Source organism: Rahnella sp. CJA17(1/100) (assembly GCF_963881615.1).
GTDB classification, from domain to species: Bacteria; Pseudomonadota; Gammaproteobacteria; order Enterobacterales; family Enterobacteriaceae; genus Rahnella; species Rahnella aceris.
Window position 1 is genome coordinate 19,098 of record NZ_CAWOJA010000004.1, and the last position, 24,563, is coordinate 43,660.

A 24,563-nucleotide genomic window follows, 5' to 3' on the forward strand; every position below is an offset into this window, starting at 1 on the left:
TGAATCAGGCTTTCTTCGTGAAAGGCTTCATCACCAGACCGACGGGACCGCGGGTGAACCAGCGGTGACCGCCTTTACTGCGGCTGTCGCGTCCCATCGACTGGGTGAGACGGTCGAGGATAATGGCGAGAATAACGATACCCGCACCACCGACTGACGCCAGACCCATATCCAGACGACCAATACCGCGTAGTACCATCTGACCCAGACCACCGACGGCGATCATCGAGGCGATAACCACCATCGACAGCGCCAGCATCAGCGTCTGGTTAATACCGGCCATGATGGTCGGCATCGCCAGCGGCAACTGAACTTTAAACAGCAGCTGACGCGGGCTGGAACCAAAGGATTTCGCGGCTTCGATCAAGTCTTCCGGCACCTGATTGATACCCAGAATGGTCAGACGCACCACCGGCGGCAGGGCGAAGATAATCGTTACCACTACGCCCGGCACGTTACCGATACCAAACAGCATCACGATCGGCACCAGATAGACGAACGCCGGTGTGGTCTGCATGGCATCCAGCAACGGCCTGATAATTTTGGCCGCCTTCTGGCTGCGCGCCAGCCATATCCCGAGCGGAAGGCCGATCAGAATACAGAAGAACAGCGAGGTCAGAACCAGCGCCAGCGTCACCATTGCCTGTGACCAGGCACCGATTGCGCCAATCAACACCAGCGAAACCAGCGTGGCAGCACCCATGCCGAAACCGGCCATCTGCCAGGCGAGCAGGGCGAAGACCAGGATCGCAATCGGCGCTGGCAGGGATTCCAGACCATGCTGGAAACCGCTCAGGACGAAATCGACCGGAACACGGATCCCCTGAAATACCGGGCGGAAGTTACCGACCAGCCAGTCGATCCCCTCAGTCACCCAGCGGTCGAGCGGGATCAGCGTGCTGTGAAACGGATCGAGAATATTAAAATGCTGATGCTGTTCCGGCGCGACGCTCAGCCAGTCGTTGGTCTGGGCGGCGGCATGGTGCGTCGCGTCTGGTGTGCTGGTTGCGGCATCGCTGCTGCCGCCCCACGGATCACTGCTGCCTGCATCGGCTGGCGCGGCATGGGTGGCGGCGTCAGCTTGTGGCGCGACACCGCCACTGGCGTTATCGGCACTCCACGGATCCACGGAAGGATCGAGAGCCTGGGCCTGAGCGGCCTGCGCGTGCTGTGTAATGGTGTTCGTTATGGTTGAAGTGCTCATTCGTTACCCCCTTCTTTGTCCAGAGCCTGAAGCAGCATGGCTTTGGAAATAATGCCGATATAGTTATTGTCCTCATTGACGACCGGCACAGCGCAAGGCGCGGCGGCGACATGGGAAATCAGTTCGCTGAGCGGCATGTCTGCCTGCACGGCTGCCGGAGATTCCAGCAAGGCGCTTTCCAGCGACTGATTGGTTTTGAGCGCGGTTTTCAGGGATTCAATCGACACCACGCCAATGAATTTCTGTCCACGTTCAAGCACATAACCATATTCGCGGTCTTCATCTTCGAGCAGCTTGAGAGCGGCACGTGGACCAAAACCGGGGGTTTTACGAATAAGCGCGCCACGACGGCGGGCAATGTCTTTGGCACTGAAGACCTGACTGATATCCACACCACGGAAGAACGTGCGCACATAGTCGTTGGCCGGATTATTAAGAATGTCTTCCGGCGTGCCGACCTGTACCACTTCGCCGCCCTGCATAATGGCGATGCGGTCGCCAATACGCATGGCTTCGTCCAGATCATGAGAAATGAACACGATGGTGCGCTGATGCTGAGCCTGAAGCTTCACCAGTTCATCCTGCATTTCGGTACGAATTAACGGGTCAAGTGCAGAGAAGGCTTCATCCATGAGCAGAATGTCAGGGTTGTTGGCCATAGCACGCGCTAAACCGACACGCTGGCGCATCCCGCCTGACAATTCATCCGGATAAGAGTTGGCATAGTTTTCCAGCCCGACCTGACGCAGCGCGTCAAGCGCTTTGGTATTGCGCTCTTCGACCGGCACACCGGCCAGCTCCATACCAAACGCGGTGTTATTCAACACGGTCAGGTGTGGCATCAGCGCAAAGGACTGAAATACCATACTGATTTTACTGCGGCGCACCTGGCGCAATTTTGCTTCTGAGATTTTGGCGATGTCTTCGCCGTCGATCAGGACTTCGCCACGGGTGGGCTCTATCAGACGATTGAGAAGGCGTACCATGGTGGATTTACCGGAACCGGATAACCCCATGATGACGAAAATCTCGCCTTCTTCAATGGCCAGACTGGCATTCTTAACGCCAAGTGAAAGACCGGTTTTCTCAAAAATCTCTTCTTTACCCTTGCCTGCATCAATCATCTTGAAAGCGCGATCCGGGTTTTCGCCAAATACCTTATAAAGATTCTTTACTTCGATTTTAATTGCCATGCAATGTGCATTCCTTGGATATAAATAGCCGTATCGGCTCGATGTCTAATTTTTGTGTTGGATCGTATAGGATTTTGCCTGTAACGAAATAGTGAACGCGTTATACCCTAACACATCGAAATTCTGAGACAAGTCTCAATGTTTCCGGTGAATATTCATGATTGGGTTTCTGGTTACGTATTTATCTGTATTTGCGGTGTTTAATTTCGGTAAATTCAAACTGACAATTAATGACAATTTATCCCGCCAGAATACTTTGGGTTTTTGCCTAATTTAACGACGGATTGTTTCGCTAAGAATATAATTAATTTACTGATTTTATGGGTTTTATTGTCTTTTTTATTTGTGTGATTTTAGAACGAAATCATTGAGGTATTCCCCTGAGGTTAATGCGTTTTATGAGGAAGGGATTTGCAAGGGTAAATAGAGATTTGAGCTTTGCGTGAAAGCCGTGAATTTACCGCTTGTCTGAAAGATGACTACGTAATGAAATAATCACCTGAACAGGCGGGGTATGCGGGAAATTCGCCGGTGATGACACCGGCAGGGAGGGGGAAGTTCTTCACGCAAAACGGCCGGAATTCGGCCTCAGGATACGGATTTTTCTTCGTCTGCTATTTTGCGATACAGACGTCTCGGATGACCGATATTTCCGTACTGCATCTCGACGCCGATAAAGCCAATTTCCACGCAATATTCCAGATAGCGGCGACCGGTCGTTTTGCTGATCCCAACCTCTTCAACCACCTGTTCCACCGACCAGCTGACGTCGGGTTTCGCCGTGAAAACCCGCTGAACCAGTTCGAGCGTATTCGGCTCGATGCCTTTGGCAGAAGGCGCTGCCGGTGTATCGCTGGCGGGCAGATTGAACAATTTATCCAGCGCCCGCTGATCGACCACTTTCACATTACGCAGCGTTTGCACCAGTTGCATAAAGCGCTCGAGTGAACTGCGCAGACGATGGAACGACACCGGCTTGATGATGTAATCGAACGCGCCGCTGCGCATGGCCTGGCTACAGGTTTGCATATCGCTGGCAGCGGTAATGAAAATCACCGAGCAATCGAAGCTTTTCAGCAACGGGCTGTCGATCAGATCGACACCCTGACCATCCGGCAAATAGTTATCGAGTAAGATCAGACGCGGCTGATGCAGGCGCAGCAGAGAACGCGTCTGCTCCAGTGTGGCCGCAATGCCGACGACGCGCAGGTTGAAATTTTGCTCGATAAAATCACGGTGCAGACCGGCCAGATGCGGCTCATCTTCCACAATCACGACATCGAGTGCGCTGCTGTTATTCATGGTTCTGTCCTGTTAACGCTTCTGCCGGATACGGGATAAAGACTGAAAATATTGTACCTTGCGGCGTGTTGTCTGAGATTTCGATGCTGCCACCCGCCTGACGGACATAACCGGCCACCAGATACAGGCCGATACCGTGTTCTGCACCCGTGGCGTCCTGCCCGCTGGAGGGCTTGCTGGTGACGCCTTGTTCAAACAGGTGCGGCTTGAGTGTATCTTCCACGCCGCTGCCCTGATCGGCGACTTCAATCAGCAGTTCCCGGTTCCGGTCGGAAATATACAATTCGACCGGTGCCGGGGGCGTCAGTGCTTTCAGTGTGGCGTCCACGGCGTTATCCAGCAAATTACCAATCACTGACATCAGTTCGGTTTCACTGATGGCTGCCGGTATGCGGGTGAGCTGACAGGCGGGATCGAAACTCAGTTCGACACCTTTTTCGCGTGCACTGACGTATTTCCCCAGCAGCAGGCCACAAAGTGCTGGCGAGGTAAAGCGTGCTGAGACGAAATCCAGCACGGCCTGCGCGCCTTCCGACTGTGCCTGAATATAGCGCATTGCATCGTCGTAACGCTGCATTTGCAGCAAGCCCGCCAGCGTCGCAGTCCAGTTCAGTTGTTCATGGCGCATGATGCGAAGGTTATCGGCGTAGCGCTTCACCTGACTCAGCTGGCTGCTCAGCGTATTAATGTCGTTTTTATCGCGGAAACTGAATACCCAGCCACTTTCTGCACCGGGTTCAAGTTCGATGGGTACGCGGTTGACGATCACCTGTCTCTGATTGAGTACCGTAATCTGATCATGCTGACTGTTGTTTTCACTGACACCACGTTGCGTAAAGAACGTGGGCGGCGTCTGAAGCACCTCCGCCAGCGGTTTACCCAGTAGCTCGTTTTCGGGCTGGCGGATATCCAGTAACTCGCGTGCGGCCCGGTTAATTGAAATCAGTTGCCTTTCGGCGTTGATCGCAAATACGCCCTCATACATGGCTTCCAGCAACGCTTTTTGCTGGCGGACCAGCAGGGCAATATCTTTGGGTTCCAGCCAGAACATCTGTTTTTTAACGTTGCGGGTGAACATCCATGAAAAAATAAACAGCAGTAATAAAAGCAGTAAACCGTATAAACCGGCCTGCGCCAGACGGCGGCCATTAATATTATCGATGTAAGAGGTGAGATAACCGACCGAGACAATGCCGATCACCTGATTACTGGCATCCAGAATCGGGGCTTTGCTGCGCAATGAAACGCCGATGCCGCCCTGACGTACGGAAATAATGGTTTTACCGGCCAGCACACCGGCGTTATCACCGCCAATCATCGGCAGGTCTATGCGCTCCGGAGATTCGGAATGATAAAGATGCAGCTCGCGGGTATCGCCGATAACGATATAACTGGCGTCACTTTTATCGCGTAATGGCTGGATTAGTTTCGCGATGCCGGGGATATCGCGGGCCTGTACCTTCTGCGCCAGCCCCGGCATCAGAGCGATCTCGCTGGCCTGAACCCGTGCACGCTGGCCCAGATCATGATGTAACTGACGGTCAATAATATGAAATAAAATAGCCCCCAGCAGTGCCAGCAACACGCAGGAAAATACCACCAGAGATAAAAAGAGTTTTACCTGAAAAGGTAACCTGAATTTCATACGACCTGCTGCACGGCGAACCTGAGATATACATTCAATAAGCCTATCACGGCGAAATGTGAGTCGTAATCGCAGAGAAGCGGAGTTGTGAACAGAAGATTAAAATAATGATTATTTCACACAGTAATAACAGGGTTAATAGCGGGATTTACTACTAATCTTATAATCCTTATAAATCAGGGTGCATTAACACCATAAACACCATAACAACCTTTATCCCTGCGGTTTTAATTTGAACAACCTCACACCCGGCTGACCGCCTGTTTTCATATGCTCAGACCATCAATAAGAAAAGTCTTCAGAAGAAAGAGGCAATGTCATGAGCACAACCGACGATTCCTACATCGCTGTCAAAGAAACGAAAACCTCCGGCCTCTCGGCCAGACAAAAATGGTGGCACATTCTTGATCACTACAAGATAGGCATTATCCCGCTGCCCTTTTTCCTGCTGGCGGGCGTGCTGATCCTGCTCGATTGCCTGAATGGCAAGTTGCCGAGTGACATCGTGGTGATGGTCGCCACGCTGGCCTTCTTCGGTTTTGCCTGTGGCGAGTTGGGTAAACGCTTACCTGTGGTGGGTAAACTGGGGGCCGCGGCGATTTGTGCCACTTTTATTCCTTCGGCGATGGTGCATTACGGCCTGCTGCCGGATGTTGTGGTTGATTCCACGGTCAAATTCTATAAATCCACCAATATTCTCTACCTTTATATCTGCTGCATTATTGTCGGCAGCATTATGAGCATGAACCGTCAGGTGCTGATCCAGGGCTTTATGCGTATTTTCGTACCGATGCTGTGCGGCGAAGTGGTCGGCATGATTGCCGGTATGGCGATGGGCACTGTTTTAGGTTTACCGCCAATGCAAACCTTCTTCTTCCTGATCCTGCCGATCATGGCTGGCGGTGTCGGGGAAGGTGCGATCCCGCTGTCGATGGGTTACGCGACCATCCTGCATATGGAGCAGGGCGTGGCGCTTGGGCGCATTCTGCCGATTGTTATGCTCGGTGGCCTGACGGCCATTGTGCTGGCGGGCGTGCTGAACCAGCTCGGTAAACGTTATCCGCATCTTACCGGCGAGGGCCAACTGATGCCGTCGAAAAAAGGCCAGATGGGCAGTGGCACCGATGAGTTTGAGGGCAATCCGGGCGTCAACGCGCTGGCCTGTGGTGCGCTGCTGGCCATCCTGCTGTACATGGTCGGGATGCTCGGCCAGAAATGGATCGGCCTGCCAGCGCCGGTCGGCATGCTGTTTGCGGCGGTGCTGGTGAAACTGGCGAACGGTGTTTCGCCGACTATTCAGCACGGCTCAATGACGGTGTATAAATTCTTCCGTACTGCGGTAACTTATCCGGTATTGTTCGCAGTGGGTGTCGCGATCACGCCCTGGCAGGAATTGATCAACGCTTTCACCCTGCAGAACCTGCTGGTGATTGTGACCACGGTGCTGGCGCTGGTCGGCACCGGTTTTTATGTGGGTAAGAAAATTGGCATGCACCCTATCGATGTGGCGATTGTTTCCTGCTGCCAGAGCGGGCAGGGCGGCACGGGCGACGTGGCGATTCTGACCTCCGGCAACCGCATGACGCTGATGCCTTTCGCGCAAATCGCTACCCGTATCGGGGGAGCTATCAACGTTTCTGTCGGTCTGTTTGTTCTGGCGAAGTTCTTCTCATAACACCTTCACCCACCCCTTCAGCCTAAGGGGTGGGTTTTCCTGAGAAAAAATCCCCAGTCCAATTTTGGACTCAATTCAACCTGCTTATTTATTGTCCGGCGGTTATTATTTGCGCACTCAGAGACGAGTCACCCGCCCCGTGAGCAGGTTCCCACGTAAGGAAGAGCACTATTTTTTGACGAAAGAATCCACGCATGTTCCGTATTAAATCGCTTGTTTCTGCCTTACTGCTGCTCGTTACCGGTTTGTTTAGCATCCACTCCTTTGCTTTTGATATGCCAAAAGAATTTGAGTCTATGGACACCTACAAATTTTTCCATAGCGAACTTTTTGATGGAAAAGGTTCTACCGTGACTGCGGTCAATACGGGCAACTCAGACAATATTAAAAGCGCCCTGCTGGCGGAATATCCGCGCTGGAAGGGGACACATTATCGCTGGGGTGGCACCACCCACAAAGGCGTGGACTGCTCGTCGCTGATGCAGCATCTGTTTAATGATTCCCTGCAAACACGCCTGCCAAGAACCACCTTTCAGCAAATCAGGAACGGCAGAAAAGTGAGTAAAAATAATCTGAAACCGGGAGATTTAGTGTTTTTCAAAACGTCGCCGGGCGATCGTCATGTCGGCGTGTATGTCGGGGATCATCAGTTCATTCATGCCTCGAAAATTGAAGGCGTCACTATTTCATCACTGGATAATCAGTATTGGGTTGATCATTACGAAACCGCACGTCGTTTAGAACTGATGAGCTAAAAAAAAGGCGGATCCTTTCAGGAGATCCGCCCGTTTGTTTTGGATGGTTATTTATCTGACGAAGCCTGCCAAAGATTCAGCTGACCATCCGCCACATGCTTATCAATCGCTGTCAGTTCTTCAGCGGTGAAGCGCAGATTATCCAGCGCTTTCACGTTTTCATCCAGTTGCTCCGGACGGCTGGCGCCAATCAGCACCGACGTCACGCGATCGTCTTTCAGCAGCCAGCTCAGCGCCATCTGCGCCATGGTCTGTCCGCGCTGCTGCGCCATCTCATTGAGCAACCGCAGGCTGTTCAGGTTATCTTCTGTCAGCATCTTGGCGTTCAGCCCGCGCACCTTATTCCCTTCCACCTGCATGCGCGAGCCGTCAGGGATGCCGTTGAGATACTTGCCGGTCAGCAACCCCTGCGCCAGCGGCGTAAAGGCGATGCAACCTGCGCCATTTTGGTCCAGCGTATCCAGCAAACCACTCTTATCCACCCAGCGGTTCAGCAGATTGTATGACGGCTGATGGATCAGCAGCGGTACTTTCAGCTCGCGCAGTAACTCCGCCATGATCTGGGTACGTTCCGGCGAATACGAAGAAATTCCGACGTATAGCGCCTTACCGCTTTGCACCGCATAAGCCAGCGCCGCCGCGGTTTCTTCCATCGGCGTTTCTTCATCCACCCGGTGCGAGTAGAAGATATCGACGTAATCCAGCCCCATGCGTTGCAGGCTCTGATCCAGACTGGCGAGCAGATATTTGCGCGAGCCGCCGGAACCGTACGGTCCTGGCCACATGTCGTAACCGGCTTTGGTAGAGATGATCAGTTCATCGCGATATGGCGCGAAGTCCTGCTTCAGCAAACGGCCAAAATTTTCTTCCGCAGAGCCCGGAGGCGGGCCGTAGTTATTCGCCAGATCAAAATGGGTGATGCCTAAATCGAAGGCTTTTTGCAGCAATGCACGCTGGGATTCCAGCGGACTGACATGGCCGAAGCTGTGCCACAGGCCAAGAGAAAGGGCAGGGAGTTGTAAACCGCTCTGACCGCAACGGCGGAATTGCATGGTTTCGTAACGGGAGGATGAGGCTTGATAGGGCGTCATGATGTTTCCTTTTTCTGATCGCGTAGGGTTTTGAAACACTGTTTCTATACTAACGCTGAGAAAAATAACGGCAACATCCGTTTTCCTCCTTCCCCTCTCACGAGGGGAAGGAGCTGTTTAGAAATCCCAGTCCTCGTCTTCGGTGTTGACGGCTTTGCCGATCACATACGACGAACCGGATCCGGAGAAGAAGTCATGGTTTTCGTCGGCGTTTGGCGATAATGCGGAAAGGATCGCCGGATTCACATCCGCCATGCTGGCCGGGAACAGGGCTTCGTAGCCGAGGTTCATCAGCGCTTTGTTGGCGTTGTAGTGCAGGAATTTCTTCACGTCTTCGCTCCAGCCCACACCGTCGTACAGTTCTTCGGTGTAGCGGATCTCGTTATCGTACAAATCCTGAATCAGATCAAACGCCTGCTCCTTGATCTGACGCTGACGCTCTTCGCTTTCCAGCGCCAGCGCTTTCTGGAATTTATAGCCGATGTAGTAACCGTGAACCGCTTCATCGCGGATGATCAGACGGATCAGATCGGCGGTGTTGGTCAGCTTGGCGCGGCTCGACCAGTACATCGGCAGATAGAAACCGGAATAGAACAGGAACGATTCGAGGAACACGCTGGCGACTTTCTTCATCAGCGGATCTTCGCCGTCGTAATACGACAAAATGATCGCGGCTTTGTTTTGCAGCGCGACATTTTCCTCGCTCCAGCGGTAGGCTTCATCCACGTCCACGGTGGCGCACAGCGTCGAGAAAATCGAACTGTAAGAACGCGCATGCACCGCTTCCATAAAGCAGATATTCGAGTAAACCGCTTCTTCGTGCGGTGTCACCGCGTCCTTCATTAGCGTCGGTGCGCCGACCACGTTTTGCACGGTATCCAGCAGCGTCAGGCCAGTAAACACGCGGATCGTCAACTGTTTCTCTTTTGCGCTGAGCGTCGCCCAGGACGGAATATCGTTCGACAAAGGCACCTTTTCCGGCAACCAGAAATTCGACGTCAGGCGGTTCCACACTTCCAGATCTTTATCGTCCTGGATTTTGTTCCAGTTAATGGCTTTGCTGACCGGCTGTGGCACTAACAATTGTTTTACTGCGCTCATCTTTTAAATCCTTTCAGTCGGTTACAGCGTGCAGGAAACGCAGCCCTGAACTTCGGTGCCTTCCAGCGCCATCTGGCGCAGACGGATGTAATAAATGGTTTTGATGCCTTTGCGCCAGGCGTAAATCTGCGCTTTATTGATGTCGCGCGTGGTGGCGGTATCGCGGAAGAACAGCGTCAGCGACAACCCCTGATCGACGTGCTGCGTGGCTTCGGCGTAAGTATCAATGATTTTTTCCGGGCCGATTTCATAGGCATCCTGGTAGTAATCCAGATTGTCGTTGGTCATAAACGCCGCCGGATAATACACACGGCCAATTTTGCCCTCTTTGCGGATTTCTACGCGGGACACAATCGGATGAATACTCGACGTCGAATTATTGATGTAGGAAATAGAACCGGTGGGCGGCACCGCCTGTAAATTCTGGTTATACAGGCCATGCTGCATCACGGAGGCTTTCAGCGCCGCCCAGTCTGCGGTGGTCGGAATGGCAATACCGGCATCTGCAAACAGTTCGCGCACGCGCCCGGTTTTCGGCTGCCATTTTGCCGCCAGTGCGTCATCGACATATTTGTCGAAATACGCGCCGCTGGCGTAGGTGGAATCGCTGAAGCCTTTAAACGACTGCTGGCGCTCGATGGCGATCTGGTTCGAGGCGCGGATCGCGTGGAAAGCCACGGTGCAGAAATAGATATTGGTGAAATCCAGACCTTCTTCCGAACCGTAGTAAATACGCTCGCGACACAGGTAACCGTGCAAATTCATCTGGCCGAGGCCGATGGCGTGCGAATCCTGATTCCCCTGATCAATAGATGGCACTGAGCGGATGTGGCTCATGTCAGACACCGCCGTCAGCGCACGAACCGCCATTTCGACAGTATTGCCGAAATCCGGTGAATCCATCGCCGAAGCGATATTCAGCGAACCGAGGTTACAGGAAATGTCTTTGCCAGTTTCCTGATAAGACAGGTCTTCACCGTAGATCGTCGGCGAATTCACCTGCAAAATCTCCGAACACAGGTTACTCATGTTAATGCGACCTTTGATCGGATTGGCGCGGTTAACCGTGTCTTCAAACATCATGTACGGGTAGCCGGATTCGAACTGAATTTCCGCCAGCACCTGGAAGAATTCACGCGCGTTGATTTTGCTTTTATGAATGCGTTTGTCATTCACCATCTCGCGATACTTCTCGCTGATGCTGATTTCAGACATCGGTACGCCGTACACTTTCTCGACGTGATACGGCGAGAACAGGTACATATCTTCATTATTCTTCGCCAGTTCGAACGTGATATCCGGAATAACCACGCCCAGCGACAGCGTTTTAATACGAATTTTTTCGTCGGCGTTTTCGCGTTTGGTATCGAGGAAACGCAGAATATCCGGGTGATGAGCGTTCAGATAGACCGCCCCCGCGCCCTGACGCGCACCGAGCTGGTTGGCGTAAGAGAAGGCATCTTCCAGCATTTTCATGATCGGAATGACACCGGAAGACTGATTTTCGATGCGCTTAATCGGCGCGCCCACTTCACGGATGTTGGTCAGCATAAACGCCACACCGCCGCCGCGTTTGGAAAGCTGCAGCGCCGAGTTCACCGAGCGACCGATGGATTCCATGTTGTCTTCAATGCGCAGCAGGAAGCACGACACCAGCTCACCGCGCTGTTTTTTGCCGCAGTTGAGGAACGTCGGCGTGGCAGGCTGGAAACGGCCGGAGATGATCTCATCAACAAAATGGCCAGCGAGCTGGATATCGCCGCGCGCCAGCGTCAATGCCACCATGCACACGCGATCTTCATAACGTTCAAGGTAGCGTTTGCCGTCGAAGGTTTTCAGCGTGTAGCTGGTGTAATACTTGAACGCGCCCAGAAACGTCTGGAAGCGGAATTTTTTGGCGTAAGCCTGTTTGAATAACGCTTTAATATCGTCAAACGCGTACTGATCCAGCACGCTGGCTTCGTAATAGCCTTCTTCCACCAGATAACGCAGTTTCTCCGCCAGATTGTGGAAAAACACCGTGTTCTGATTGACGTGTTGCAGGAAGTATTGGCGCGCGGCCAGGCGGTCTTTATCAAACTGGATCTGGCCGTTAGCATCGAACAGATTCAGCATCGCATTAAGCGCGTGATAGTCCGGGCCGCGGGTGCCGGGGTCGGTGATTGCTAGTTCTGTCGCTGCCAAAATTCTGTTACTCCCTGTCTGACCTTTGCAACGTCTTCCGGCGTTCCCAGCAACTCAAAACGGTACAGGTAAGGCACCTGACACTTTTGGGAAATAATATCGCCGGCAATACAATACGCTGCGCCGAAGTTGGTGTTTCCGGCGGCGATAACGCCGCGGATGAGTGAGCGGTTATGTTCGTCGTTCAGAAAACGGATCACTTGTGTCGGCACCGCGCCTTTGGCCGAACCGCCGCCGTAGCTCGGCACCACCAGAATATACGGTAAGTCCACACGCAATTTTTCAGGCTGACGATCTACCGGGATACGGATCGCCGGCAATCCTGTTCTGCCGACGAAACGATGGGTGTTTTCTGAACTGCTGGAAAAATAGACCAACGGATTCATCCGCCGGCCCTCAGAACGCGTTCTGGAGCTGGCGCAGGGCGCTGATTTTGTCCGGACGGAAACCAGACCAGTGATCGTCACCGGCCACAATCACCGGAACCTGCTGGTAGCCCATCGCACGAACCTGGCCGAGCGCCTGCTCATCCTGAGTCAAATCCACAACTTCGTAAGCGATGCCTTGTTTATCTAATGCACGGTAGGTCGCGTTGCACTGGACACAGTCTGGTTTACTGTAAATAATAATGCTCATGATTCGTATTTCCATCTTGTAAGAAATCAGAGACAATTTTTGCCTTCCCGCTGTGCGGCTGCTTCAGCCGGGGGAAAGGCGCGAGAGTCGGTGCCATCGTGGCGTCCCGATGAACTAAATACTAGATGTAGTGATTTGGATTTTCAACCACACAATATGTAGATTTTCTAAATTTGCTTATTGCAAAAGCGGCAAAGCCCGCAGGAAGCGGGCTGGCGAGGAAAAACTTTTTTTAGTTCAATTTTTAAGCGGTCAAATTACTGGCGCATACCCACCGCGAGGCGGTTAAACGCATTCATCAGACCGATGGCGAAGGTCAGTTCCGAGATTTCCACGTCGCTGAATTGCGCTTTCAGCGGCTCAAAGGCGTTGTCCGGTGCGCCGGTAGCGGCAACGAATGTCAGTGATTCGGCCCACGCCAGCGCGGCACGTTCACGCTCAGAATACACGTGGCTGACCTGCCAGCCCGCCAGCTGATCCAGTTTGGTCTGCGCGACTTCCATTTTACGCAACGCTTTGGAATGCATATCCAGGCAATAGGCGCAGCCGTTAATTTGTGACACACGCAGGAACGCCAGCTCGATAATCACGTTATCCAGCGGACCGTTTTCCAGTGCGCCGAGCGCGGCTTTCATCGGTTCCATCACCGAAGAAGACAGGGAATAGTAAGGCAGGCGAAGTGCAGTCATGATGATTTCCTCTGGGCGTTTCGGGCTAAACAGCGACGCAGGGTGCGTCTCAATGACCGCTACTTTACGCTGCGTATGGTCTATACTACAGGGCCATAAAATGTCTCTTTAAGCAGGTCATGAATGAACCGCTTCGACCTTGCCTTTCATCTCGATCCCCGACACAAAGCACCGCTTTACCGGCAGATTTATCAGCGGGTGAAACAGGCGATCATGGCAGGACAGCTTAAACGCGGCAGCCGTGTGCCGTCGGTGCGGGCTCTGGCCAGCGAACTCGGCGTGGCACGCGCCACGGTTGAAAATGCCTATGGCTTGCTGATGGCGGAAGGCTTTCTGCAAAGCCGCGGACAGGCCGGAACGGTGGTCAGCGCGCCGGAAAGTTTATCCGCGCCCGCACCCTCGCCGGTCAGAGAAGATGCCGGGCGTAAACCCGTCAACCCGATGTTGCCTTCCGTTTCTTCCCTGCCTTTCCAGCTCGGGCTTCCGGCACTGGATGCGTTCCCGCGTGCGATCTGGTCGCGCATTGTTTCACGGCAAATTCGTCACACCAGCATGAATGACTTAGGCCATCCGCCGCTGGCAGGCACGGACGTTTTACGCCACGCCGTTGCCCGTTATCTGCAACTTTCCCGCGGATTTACCTGCCGTCCTGAACAGATATTTATTTGCGGCGGCTATGCGCCGGTGCTGGATTTGATCATCGGCAGCCTGCTGCAACCGGGCGACGGCGTCTGGCTGGAAGACCCGGGTTATCCGGTCACGCAGGCATTTTTCCGTGCCGCCGGTGCCACGCCGATGGCGGTGAATGTTGATGATGAAGGCATGAATGTTCCGCAGGCGGTGGCGCAGTTTGCGAACGCACGATTTGCCGTGGTGACGCCCGCTCATCAAAGTCCGACCGGTGTGACCATGAGTTTAGCGCGGCGTATGGCCTTGCTGGATTGGGCAGCGCAGCAACAGGCGTGGATTATCGAAGATGATTACGACAGCGAGTTCCGCTATCACGGCCAGCCTTTGCCTTCGCTGAAAAGCCTCGATACGCAGGGAAGGGTGATTTACGCGGGAACATTCAGCAAAGTGATGTTTCCGGCGCTTCGCTGTGGATATGTCGTGGTGCCGGACAGCCTGGTGGAAAAAATCGAAGCGTATTGCCCGCTGCGAATTTGCGGAACGCCGCCTCTGGTGCAAAGCAGTATCGCGGAATTTATCGAGCAGGGGCATTTCTACCGGCATCTGAAACGGATGCGTCAGCTTTACGCTGAGCGGCGCGGCTATCTGGAAAATGCGCTGACGGCGGCGTTTCCGGCGGACATATTACGTGTGAGCCAGCAGGTCGGCGGGATCCAGCTTTGCACCACACTGAATGCCGCGCTGGATGATGCGCGGATCGCCACAAATGCCCGTGAACAGGGGCTGGCAGTGCAGGCGCTGTCCGACTGGCAGGTTGAGCGCCACGTGAGGGGCGAGGTTTTACGTCCGAACGGCCTGTTGATGGGATTTGTGAATATCAGTTCGCAGCAACAGGCGGACGGGCTGGTGCGGCGGCTGGCGGCAGTGCTTGAAAACAGCCGCTGATCAGTGCGGCATCCGCCGCGCGACCAGCGTGAATTTATAATCATCGGTGCGGAAGGTATTGCGGCTGAATTCAAACACCGTACCGTCCGCCAGAAAACCCTTCGAGATCTTCTGCAAAATCGGCTGATCTGCGGCCACACCCAGCAGTGACACCATCTCTTTGTTCGGCATCAGCGGGATAATTTCCTGCTCGCTGCGGTCAATCACCAGATGCTTGGTCTGCTCCATCCAGGCATATTTCGACCCCTGCATCACTTCGTAGGTCAGATCGGGGAACAAATCCAGCGGCATCCAGGTTTCTTCCAGCGTCACCGGCTTACTGACAATAAAGCGCAACCGCTTGATGTAATACACCCGCGCCTGTTCAGATAATGCCAGTGCTTCGGCGATACCCATCGGTGGCTTCACGACGGAGAACGCCAGAACCTCACTGTGCGACGGCATATCCAGCGGCTGTAACTTTTCATCAAAACTGGTCAGCTGATAAATATCGTAATTGACCTTCGGTTCCTTCACGTAAGTCCCGCTGCCCTGCACGCTTTCCAGTACATCCTGTTCGACCAGCAACTTAATCGCCTGGCGTACCGTCACACGACTGACGCCAAACTGCTCGCGCAGACGCAATTCTGTCGGCAGCGCATCGCCTGTTTTGATTTCTCCGCGCTGGATCTGATCGCGGATTTGCGAAGCGATCTGGCGGTAAAGCGGCTGATTACTCACGTTTCAGATTCCTGTCTGGCACTTTCTGACGAGTGTAGCAGTTCGCAGACCCTGCAAAAACAATACAACGGAACGAAAGATCTTCTATCCGGATCACATTCATCCTGGGTGGAGTTAGTGTTTAATACAAATATAATACAACTGTAATACAAATATTGATTTTACATCGATTAAGACAGGACAACTTATGGATCTCACATCACTGACCTCTCCCGACCTGTTACACCTCAATACCCGTTTTTCCAGCCGTGAGCAGGCGATCGACTTTCTCGTTCGCCAGCTCGATCAGCAGGGGATCCTCGACAATGCACAGGCGTTCCTGCACGCAGTGACTGAACGAGAAAACGAAGGTCCGACCGCGCTGGGCGAAGGGCTGGCCGTACCGCACGGTAAATCGGCCTGCGTGAGGCGCGCCGCTTTTGCGCTGGCAACGCTGGAGCATCCGCTGTTATGGCAGGGTGTGGATGGCGATGAGCCGGTGAATATGATCTTCCTGCTGGCGATCCCTGAAGCGGAAGCGGGATCGACTCACATGCAGTTACTGACGGCACTGACCACGCGGCTGGTGGATGATGAGACGCGTGCTGCGTTGCTGGCGGCGCGTAATGCGCAGGACGTGCTGGCATTACTGGGCGCGGAACCTGCGCCGGAAAGCCGGGATCCTCAGGCCTTGCCAGACGATGTGCCGCTGGTGGTCTGCGTGACCGCCTGTCCGGCAGGCATCGCGCACACTTATATGGCGGCAGAATATCTGGAAAAAGCGGCCAAAAAATTAGGCATCCGCATTCATGTTGAAAAGCAGGGCGCCAGCGGCATTGAGGATCCGATCACTGCCGCGCAGTGTGACCGCGCCGTGGCCTGCGTTTTTGCCGCTGAAGTGGCAGTCAAAGACAGTCAGCGCTTTGACGGGATCCCGCGCGTCCAGGTACCGGTGGCGGAACCCATTCGTCGCGCCGAAGCGGTGCTGCAGCAGGCGCTGGCGATACAGCGTCAACCCGGTGAAACCGTGACATCAGCGCCGGTTAAACCGCAGAAAACCAGCATCAGGGCAGATTTAAAACAGGCATTGCTGAGCGGGATTTCCTTTGCTGTACCGCTGATTGTGGCCGGTGGTTCGTTGCTGGCGGTGACCGTGCTGATCGCACAACTGTTTGGCTGGCAGGAAATTTACGCGCAAAAAGAGTCGTGGCTGTGGATGTACCGCCAGCTTGGCGGCGGCATGTTGGGTATTCTGATGGTGCCGGTGTTGTCGGCCTATACCGCGTATTCGCTGGCGGATAAACCGGCGCTGACGCCAGGCTTCGCCGCCGGACTGTGCGCCAACATGATCGGCGCGGGGTTTCTCGGTGGCGTGGCGGGCGGGCTGATTGCCGGTTACGTCATGCGCTGGATGAAAAAGCATCTCCGCCTGAGCGCCAGCTTCAACGGTTTCCTGATGTTTTACCTCTATCCGGTGCTCGGCACGCTGGTCACCGGCAGCATCATGCTGTTCATCATCGGCGAACCGGTGGCGTGGCTCAATACCAGCCTGACCGCATGGCTGAACGGATTATCCGGCAGCAATGCACTTGTGCTTGGCGCACTGATTGCCTTTATGTGCTCCTTCGATCTGGGCGGGCCGGTCAACAAAGCCGCTTATGCGTTTTGTCTGGGCGCGATGGCAAACGGCGTGTACGGCCCTTACGCCATTTTCGGTGCGACCAAAATGGTCTCGGCATTTACCGTGACCGCCTCAACCCTGCTGGCGCCACACCTGTTTAAATCGTTTGAAATCGAAACCGGTAAATCCACCTGGCTGCTGGGCCTGGCGGGGATCACCGAGGGCGCGATCCCGATGGCGATTGAAGATCCGCTGCGTGTTATCGGCTCCTTCCTGGCGGGATCAGTTGTCACTGGTGCGATCGTCGGTGCGGCCGGGATCGGCCTTTCCACGCCGGGCGCGGGCATTTTCTCCATGTTCCTGCTGCACGACGGCGGATTAGGCGGCTGGCTGTCGGCAGCCATCTGGCTGGGCGCGGCGCTGGCGGGCACGGTGATCTCTACACTGGTTCTGCTGAGCTGGCGCGGCTATGCAGTACGACAGGGACATTTCACCGTAGACATCCCTTCTTCTTAATTTTGGGTTAACTCACATTGTGCCCTGTTGGGCTTGAAAGGAATGATTTTATGACTGTTTCCCGCGTTCATCTGACCCCGCATATGCACTGGGATCGCGAATGGTATTTCACGACGGAAGCCTCGCGGATCCTGCTGGTCAATAACATGGCGGAGATCCTCGTTCGTCTGGAAAATGACGCTGACTATCCGTTCTACGTGATGGACGGACAAACGGCGATCCTCGAAGATTATTTTGCGGTTTGCCCGGAAAACCGCCAGCGGGTGAAAGCGCTGGTCGAGGCCGGAAAGCTGATCATCGGCCCGTGGTATACGCAAACCGATACGATGGTGGTCAGCGGCGAATCCATCCTGCGCAATCTGCTGTATGGCATGCGTGATTGCCGCGAGTTTGGCGAACCCATGAAAATCGGCTATCTGCCCGATTCCTTCAGCATGTCTTCTCAGCTACCGCATATCTTTAACGGTTTTGGCCTGCAACATGCCATGTTCTGGCGCGGGTGCTCGGAACGCCACGGCACGGATAAAACCGAGTTCCGCTGGCAGAGTAACGACAGCAGCGAAGTCACCGTGCAGGTGCTGCCGCTGGGTTATGCGATCGGCAAATATTTACCAGAGGATGAAGAGGCACTGCGCGAGCGACTGGATAAGTATTTGCCGGTGCTGGAAGCCGCGTCACTGACCGGCGATATCCTGCTGCCCAACGGCCATGACCAGATGCCGATACAACAAAATATCTTTACCATCATGGAGATGCTGCGCCGGATCTATCCGCAACGCAGTTTCCAGCTCAGCCGTTTTGAAGACATTTTTGAACGTATCGACGCCATCAAACCGCAACTGGCGCTGTTGCGCGGGGAGTTCAACGACGGCAAATACATGCGCGTTCACCGCACCATTTCCTCGACCCGCATGGACATCAAACAAGCCAACGCAGCGATTGAGAACAAAATCGTGAACGTGCTCGAACCCTTGTGTTCCATCGCCTGGCAGTTAGGTTTTGATTACCACCACGGCCTGATCGAAAAAATGTGGAAGGAAATCATGAAGAACCACGCACACGACAGCATCGGCTGTTGTTGCAGCGACAAGGTTCATCAGGAAGTCATGTCGCGCTTTATTCTCGCCGACGACATGGCCGAAAACCTCATTCAGTTCACGATGCGCAAAATCATCGACAACCTGCAACCCGACGGTCACACCGCTGACCGGCTGGCGCTGTTCAACTTCTCCCTGCATCCGCGGCAGGAAACGGTCAATACCACCGTGCGGATCCGTGCCTCCTCTTTCAGCCTGACCGACGACCAGGGTCATGTTGTACCGTATTTCATCCGCGAAGCGCGGGAGATCGACCCGGGGCTGGTGGACAGGCAAATTGTGCATTACGGCAATTACGATCCGTTTATGGAATACGACATTCAGCTTTGTGCCACGCTGCCTGCGATGGGTTACGTGACGTTAAACGTCACGCCGCACCAGCCGGGGATTTTGCTGCCTGCGCCGCAGGGAGAAGACGCGCTGGAAAACGATTATTACCGTGTGACGGTTAACCCGAACGGTACGCTGGATATTCTTGATAAACAGACTTTCCGCCGCTATCAGCAGGTACTGGAGCTGGAAAACGGCTCGGATGATGGCGATGAATATGACTATTCTCCGGCGCGCGATGAGTGGCTGCTCACCTCTGGCAACCTGGTGGCCGGGGTCAGCTATCAGCATCAGCCGTGGCAAAGTACCGCGACCATTTCTCTGACAATGCCGCTGCCGCGTACGCTGGAAGATCGCGCAATGCGAACACTCAACAGTGAAATCCCCTTGACCATCAACGTGACGCTGGCAAAGAACAGCCGCCGGATTGAGATCGAAATGGCGCTGGCAAACCACGCTGAAGATCACCGCCTGCGGGTGCTGATCCCCACGCCGTTTGCCAGCCAGACGGTGGTGGCTGACAATCAGTTTGGTTGTATCACCCGTCCGGTAAGGGATCCGGCGATGGAAAACTGGCAAGCAGAAGGCTGGAAAGAAGCGCCGGTGCCGGTGTGGCAACTGATGAGTTTCGCGGCGTTACAGGACGGTCATCAGGGGCTGGCACTGTTTACCGAAGGGTTACGCGAGTTTGAAGTGGTGGGGGAGCGGCACGATACCTTTGCGCTGACACTGTTTCGTGCCGTTGGTGTTTTGGGTAAGGAAAATCTGTTGCTGCGTCCGGGACGTCCTTCCGGCATTAAAATGCCGACACCCGATTCCCAGATGCCCGGCAAACAGGTTTATCGTTTTGCACTGTTTGGTTTCAGCGGCGACCACATTCAGGCCAGCGTGATGCAACATGCGCGCGATTACCTGACGCCGGTGCGTACTTACAACAAAATCCCGTATGACGCGATGAAGTTAAACCTGACGAATAACAAGACGCCATCCCGCTTCAGTCTGATGCAGAAATGCATTTCGGGTTCGGTGCTCAGTGCGCTGAAAAAAGCCGAAGATGAAGAGGCGCTGATTGTGCGGGTTTATAACCCGTCGGAAACGCAAAGTCTGCAAGACAGCCTGCAGGTGAACGCTGTCGTCACCGGATGGCAGGAAGTGCGCATGGATGAAACGCAGGCATCTTCTCAACATAAAAAAGGTGACCTGGGGACGTTTAAACCCTGTCAGTCAAAGAGTTTTCGCGTTCATTTTTAACGTTAAAGGGATCCAAAAATAGAAAACGGAGCCCGAAGGCTCCGTCGTCTTTTCTTAGCAATCGCGCGGCAATGAGGGAGCCACGCGGATGTTTCAGGTTTTTAAGCCATATTCCCGACACAGGAGTGAAACATCGCAAATTGCCTTTTACGTTAGCGGCGTCCCAAAAGAACACCGATAACAATACCGATTGCGGCACCTGCACCGACGCCATACCACGGATTATCTTTCACATAATCATTGGCAGTCGCCGCCGCATCGCGTGCCTGCTGACTTAATTTTTCGCTGTTGAAACGCGCACGGGTTTCACGCAATACACCCTGTGCTTTGCTGCGGATTTTATCCAATTCATCCTTGGATTTATCACCTGCAGACTGAAGCACTTCATCCAGCGTGTCCGCCAGCAGGGTTACGTCCTGATCGATATTTTTTTCTACTTTATCTGTTCTCTTAAACATTCCGTCTCTCCTTGTGTGACTGTTGTATTAAGCATAGACCATAATGTTGTACCGGATGGTTCTTTAAGGACAAATGTCTATGATTTCGGACCTTTTCAGGCCATGGCACTGTGTCAGAAGTCAGGCGGGACGAGGGCTGGCGTGATGCGGCTCAGATTTCTCTGCAAAACGAAATCCACGTTACAGCCGATAACATTTTTAGCCCGTTTTGAAGGCCAAACCTGTTTATACTGTTTATTCCACTCTCAGTGATCTCATTTTCGGGTCCGCCCATGTCTTTAAGTACATTGCGTTCTAACGCTCTGCTCAACAAACGCATTTTGTCGTTCATGCTGTTCACTTTCGTTGTTTATCTGACCATTGGTTTGCCGCTCGCGGTGTTGCCGGGCTTTGTGCATAACACGCTGGGATATAACTCGGTGCTGGCGGGGCTGGTGATCAGTGTTCAGTATTTCTCGACGCTCATCAGCCGGCCGCACGCCGGGCGATATGCCGATCTCCTTGGCCCGAAACGGGTGGTCATTTTTGGCCTTATTTGCTGCGGGATCAGCGGTATTTTTTACGCGATGGCGTTTTGGTTTTCGGCGTTTCCGCTGGCGAGCCTGCTGATGCTCTGTGTTGGCCGCATCTTTCTGGGTATCGGTGAAAGCTTCGGCAGCACCGGAACCACGCTGTGGGGAATTGGTGCGGTAGGCGCGAAACATACCGCGCGCGTGATTTCCTGGAATGGTGTGGCGACTTACGGCGCAATGGCCGTCGGTGCGCCGCTCGGCGTGTTACTCAACCATGCTTACGGGCTGATGGGGGTGGCGGTACTGATTATCGTCGCTGCCGCGTTTGCCGCCATACTGGCCAGCATGAAAGCCGCGATTTCCGTAACCGCCGGTAAGCGGATTGCATTCAAAGCGGTGGTCGGGCGCATCTGGCTGTATGGCCTCGGGCTGGGATTCGGCACCATCGGGTTCGGCGTTATCGCCACCTTTATTACCCTTTACTACGCTGATAAAGGCTGGAGCGGCGCGGCATTCACGCTCACCTTATTCAGCCTCGGATTTGTCGGCGCGCGCCTCGTCTTCGGCAACATGATTAACCGGTTCGGCGGCCTGCGGGTCTCACTGGTGTCCTTTGTGTTTGAAGTCGCAGGGTTACTGATGATCTGGCTGGGCCACGATCCGTTGTCGGTGCAACTGGGCGCCTTTCTTACCGGTTCCGGCTTCTCGCTGATTTTCCCTGCGCTGGGTGTGGAAGCGGTAAAACAGGTACCGCCACAAAATCAGGGCACGGCGCTGGGGCTGTATTCCGCCTTTCTGGATCTGGGGCTCGGTATTACCGGACCGGTAGCCGGGCTGATTATTTCGCATTTTGGGACGCCGTCTATTTATCTTGCGGCGGCATTTATGGTGGTGATTGCCTGGCTGCTGACCCTCAGATTGTGGGTAAATACTTCGCGGCAATCTCCTGCTGAATAGCCCTTAAAATTGCAGGGTTAAGGCATTTAGATAAATCCTAAATACGCCGAAATCGGGGATAAACGCATTGTCTGGCAGAGTTATTGCGGTAAGGTCGCCTTGCGGTTAAAGAAGCGAGGAGCAACCATGTATTTACGGCCAGATGAAGTGGCACGTGTTTTAGAAACCTCAGGGTTTGAACGTGATTTTATTGATGATAAAGCTTACGGTTACCGCCGGGGCGAGCATTATGTGTATGTAAACCGGGAAGCGCGGTTTGGCCGGACTGCCCTGGTAATACACCCGGCGCTGAAAGAGCGCAGTGAGCGTTTTGCTGAACCCACAGCATCGTTTCGCAGCAGTGAAGCCTACAAGAATTTCCCGCTGGATGTCTCCAGCGACAATGAAACTTACTATGGCATTTGCCATGGTTTCAGTTCACGCCAGATCCTGGCGAGCTATCTGGACAACGTGTTCAGATAATCCGGCGACGGAACAGAAACAGACAGCGCTGATTTCACCAGCGCTGTTTCCTCAGGTTTTTATCTCATTTCAGCGGCAACAAAATATCGGTTTGCTGCGCATGCTCCGGTAATTCCTGATCAAGATGCAGGTAGCGGAAATAAACCGGAAAATCCCGTAATTCCTCTCCGCTGTGCGGCAACCATTCGCGATAAAGATAATAAACACTGTCACTTATCCGGTCATACGCTCCGACGTGTCGAACCACCGCGCAACGTCCACCCGGCAGCGTTTTGCCGATCACTCCCTGCGAATTTTCCGGCACGGTGCCATTAGCCTGCGGGTTAAGTTCGCCACAGACATCGAAGCGGAATTCCTCGCCCGGCGTGACCATCGGATCGTTATACGGAATACCGTAAGTGCCGCGCTGTGTGTAATCCGAAAGCCCGGAAGCTTTGCGCCATTCGATAAACGTTGCGACCGTATTGCTCACCCGCATCGGATCCCCGAGATGTTCCAGCACCGCGACCTGCATGGGTTCCACTTCAATGATTTTGACTTCCATATTTTCCAGCCTCTGCTGATTTTCCCTGCCGGGAAATTGAAAATGCACATGCCAGTCGACCCAGACAGGATTTTTGCGAAACTCGCTGGGGCTCAGGCCAAAAGTGTTCCTGAAGGCACGGGAAAACGACTCCGGGTTTTCAAATCCGGCATCCAGCGCGATACCAATCACCTTCTCGTGCGGGTTTTGTACCAGCCGGAACGAGGCGCGTTTCAGGCGCATCAGCGTGATGTAGCGGCTGACGCTGACCCCACAGAACTGGCTGAACTGCCGGTGAAAGTGAAAACGTGAGAAACAGGCGACTTCACTTAGTTGCTCCACGGTCATCGGACTGTCCAGATGCTGTTCTATAAAGGTAAATACCTGCTGAAAACGTCGCTGATAAAGCTGGCTTTTGTCGTGATTCATTTCCTCTCCTTCGTGGCGTTTACTTTGCCCGCCGTATGAGGGGTTGTCCTGACTGAGATTGCTTTTTCAATGCAGCAGAAAAGAAAATGGCCCGGATAAGGGCCATTTCTGAGGCGAACCGGAACGTTAAACCAGATGGATTTGGTTATAGGTTTCGTTGTAGTCGCGGCGAAACTGCGCCAGCTCGAAGGGTTCGATATCCAGTTCGGCAAAATAGAACAGCGCCAGCTCGGCGTGTTCGCTGCTTAACTGTGGCGGCAGATGCGCGCGCACTAAAATGTTTCGCCAGCGGACGATATTCTCTTCCGAGGGATCTTTAATAAACGTCTGATAAATAAAAACAACATAAGCAGCTTTGCGGATTTCTTCAGCATAGCCACCGCTGATTGAGCGGATAAACATCTGGCTCTGACGTTTGCCCATTTCCAGCAACATGGAATCGATATAAACCGGCTTTATTTTCAACAGACTGGCGAGAGAATCATTCGCTTTACGGGTATCTGCTGTCATAAACCAATAACCCACAATAAAAACCACAACAATTGCAGCAAGCATAATCCATATCATTCTGGACTCTGGCCTCCGGCCTTTTCTGGCGTGATGTGAAAGGTGCATGCAACACCCGATGCTGCGAGTTTATCTGCTAATCAGGGTAAAT

At 53.7% G+C, this 24,563-nt stretch carries 21 protein-coding genes; 7 read left to right on the forward strand and 14 right to left on the reverse strand.

Annotated features, from left to right (window positions below; genetic code table 11):
* Positions 1-4: 4 nt before the first annotated feature.
* The 4 genes from proW to AACU55_RS02615 all read right to left on the reverse strand — a co-directional run bounded on the left by proW (position 5) and on the right by AACU55_RS02615 (position 5,344).
* Complete coding sequence (gene proW, locus AACU55_RS02600) at positions 5-1,204, reverse strand: glycine betaine/L-proline ABC transporter permease ProW (RefSeq protein WP_134706595.1); 1,200 nt, start codon at positions 1,202-1,204, stop codon at positions 5-7.
* On the reverse strand, positions 1,201-2,397 hold the full coding sequence (gene proV, locus AACU55_RS02605; RefSeq protein WP_013574088.1) for a glycine betaine/L-proline ABC transporter ATP-binding protein ProV: 1,197 nt from the start codon (positions 2,395-2,397) through the stop codon (positions 1,201-1,203). The genes proW and proV overlap by 4 nt, the downstream gene beginning before the upstream one ends.
* Before the next feature lie 588 nt (positions 2,398-2,985).
* Positions 2,986-3,699, reverse strand: coding sequence for a response regulator (locus AACU55_RS02610; RefSeq protein WP_112152328.1), 714 nt, complete (start codon positions 3,697-3,699; stop codon positions 2,986-2,988).
* A complete protein-coding gene (locus AACU55_RS02615; protein ID WP_134706596.1) occupies positions 3,692-5,344 on the reverse strand; it encodes an ATP-binding protein in 1,653 nt (550 codons plus the stop codon). Before AACU55_RS02615 ends, AACU55_RS02610 begins: the two co-directional genes overlap by 8 nt.
* Positions 5,345-5,663: 319 nt before the next feature.
* Between AACU55_RS02615 and AACU55_RS02620 the strand changes: the two genes are divergently transcribed.
* Together AACU55_RS02620 and AACU55_RS02625 are read left to right on the forward strand one after the other, a co-directional pair.
* A complete protein-coding gene (locus tag AACU55_RS02620) occupies positions 5,664-7,019 on the forward strand; it encodes a 2-hydroxycarboxylate transporter family protein (RefSeq protein WP_013574091.1) in 1,356 nt (451 codons plus the stop codon).
* A gap of 194 nt (positions 7,020-7,213) precedes the next feature.
* Entirely contained in the window at positions 7,214-7,774 is a 561-nt protein-coding gene (locus tag AACU55_RS02625) for a C40 family peptidase (RefSeq protein WP_112152330.1), read from the forward strand.
* A gap of 47 nt (positions 7,775-7,821) precedes the next feature.
* On the opposite strand, the gene mgrA is transcribed toward AACU55_RS02625, so the two are convergent.
* From mgrA to AACU55_RS02655, 6 genes are all read right to left on the reverse strand, one after another.
* Entirely contained in the window at positions 7,822-8,865 is a 1,044-nt protein-coding gene (mgrA, locus tag AACU55_RS02630) for an L-glyceraldehyde 3-phosphate reductase (protein ID WP_112152331.1), read from the reverse strand.
* 117 nt (positions 8,866-8,982) lie between these two features.
* Positions 8,983-9,966 (reverse strand): class 1b ribonucleoside-diphosphate reductase subunit beta, encoded by a 984-nt coding sequence (nrdF, locus tag AACU55_RS02635; protein WP_013574094.1) that lies wholly within the window; start codon positions 9,964-9,966, stop codon positions 8,983-8,985.
* A gap of 21 nt (positions 9,967-9,987) precedes the next feature.
* Positions 9,988-12,150, reverse strand: coding sequence for a class 1b ribonucleoside-diphosphate reductase subunit alpha (nrdE, locus tag AACU55_RS02640; protein ID WP_037035229.1), 2,163 nt, complete (start codon positions 12,148-12,150; stop codon positions 9,988-9,990).
* Positions 12,132-12,536: a class Ib ribonucleoside-diphosphate reductase assembly flavoprotein NrdI gene (nrdI, locus tag AACU55_RS02645; protein WP_013574096.1), complete on the reverse strand. Its 405-nt coding sequence runs from the start codon at positions 12,534-12,536 to the stop codon at positions 12,132-12,134. The genes nrdE and nrdI overlap by 19 nt, the downstream gene beginning before the upstream one ends.
* 10 nt (positions 12,537-12,546) lie before the next feature.
* Positions 12,547-12,786, reverse strand: a complete 240-nt coding sequence (gene nrdH / locus AACU55_RS02650) for a glutaredoxin-like protein NrdH (protein ID WP_013574097.1) — start codon at positions 12,784-12,786, stop codon at positions 12,547-12,549.
* Between the two features lie 257 nt (positions 12,787-13,043).
* Positions 13,044-13,475 (reverse strand): carboxymuconolactone decarboxylase family protein, encoded by a 432-nt coding sequence (locus AACU55_RS02655; protein ID WP_013574098.1) that lies wholly within the window; start codon positions 13,473-13,475, stop codon positions 13,044-13,046.
* Positions 13,476-13,598: 123 nt separating this feature from the next.
* On the opposite strand from AACU55_RS02655, the gene pdxR reads away from it, so the two are divergent.
* A complete protein-coding gene (gene pdxR, locus AACU55_RS02660; RefSeq protein WP_134706597.1) occupies positions 13,599-15,050 on the forward strand; it encodes a MocR-like pyridoxine biosynthesis transcription factor PdxR in 1,452 nt (483 codons plus the stop codon).
* On the opposite strand, the gene AACU55_RS02665 is transcribed toward pdxR, so the two are convergent.
* On the reverse strand, positions 15,051-15,770 hold the full coding sequence (locus AACU55_RS02665; RefSeq protein ID WP_134706598.1) for a GntR family transcriptional regulator: 720 nt from the start codon (positions 15,768-15,770) through the stop codon (positions 15,051-15,053).
* A gap of 187 nt (positions 15,771-15,957) precedes the next feature.
* On the opposite strand from AACU55_RS02665, the gene mngA reads away from it, so the two are divergent.
* Both mngA and mngB read left to right on the forward strand, forming a co-directional pair.
* The gene (mngA, locus tag AACU55_RS02670; protein WP_134706599.1) at positions 15,958-17,886 is read left to right on the forward strand and encodes a PTS 2-O-a-mannosyl-D-glycerate transporter subunit IIABC; all 1,929 of its coding nucleotides are present in this window, start codon (positions 15,958-15,960) and stop codon (positions 17,884-17,886) included.
* A 50-nt stretch (positions 17,887-17,936) separates the two neighbouring features.
* The gene (gene mngB / locus AACU55_RS02675) at positions 17,937-20,564 is read left to right on the forward strand and encodes a mannosylglycerate hydrolase (protein WP_134706600.1); all 2,628 of its coding nucleotides are present in this window, start codon (positions 17,937-17,939) and stop codon (positions 20,562-20,564) included.
* Positions 20,565-20,716: 152 nt separating this feature from the next.
* Here mngB and AACU55_RS02680 read toward each other — a convergent pair whose 3' ends face one another.
* A complete protein-coding gene (locus AACU55_RS02680) occupies positions 20,717-21,022 on the reverse strand; it encodes a DUF883 family protein (protein WP_013574100.1) in 306 nt (101 codons plus the stop codon).
* A gap of 272 nt (positions 21,023-21,294) precedes the next feature.
* On the opposite strand from AACU55_RS02680, the gene AACU55_RS02685 reads away from it, so the two are divergent.
* Together AACU55_RS02685 and AACU55_RS02690 are read left to right on the forward strand one after the other, a co-directional pair.
* Positions 21,295-22,491, forward strand: a complete 1,197-nt coding sequence (locus AACU55_RS02685; RefSeq protein ID WP_051931030.1) for an MFS transporter — start codon at positions 21,295-21,297, stop codon at positions 22,489-22,491.
* A 126-nt stretch (positions 22,492-22,617) separates the two neighbouring features.
* Complete coding sequence (locus AACU55_RS02690; RefSeq protein ID WP_013574102.1) at positions 22,618-22,953, forward strand: DUF2002 family protein; 336 nt, start codon at positions 22,618-22,620, stop codon at positions 22,951-22,953.
* Between the two features lie 64 nt (positions 22,954-23,017).
* Here the strand turns inward: AACU55_RS02690 and AACU55_RS02695 are convergent, their stop codons facing one another.
* Together AACU55_RS02695 and AACU55_RS02700 are read right to left on the reverse strand one after the other, a co-directional pair.
* Positions 23,018-23,905, reverse strand: coding sequence for an AraC family transcriptional regulator (locus AACU55_RS02695; RefSeq protein WP_134706601.1), 888 nt, complete (start codon positions 23,903-23,905; stop codon positions 23,018-23,020).
* Positions 23,906-24,031: 126 nt separating this feature from the next.
* Complete coding sequence (locus AACU55_RS02700; RefSeq protein ID WP_013574104.1) at positions 24,032-24,472, reverse strand: DUF1198 domain-containing protein; 441 nt, start codon at positions 24,470-24,472, stop codon at positions 24,032-24,034.
* Between the last annotated feature and the right edge of the window lie 91 nt (positions 24,473-24,563).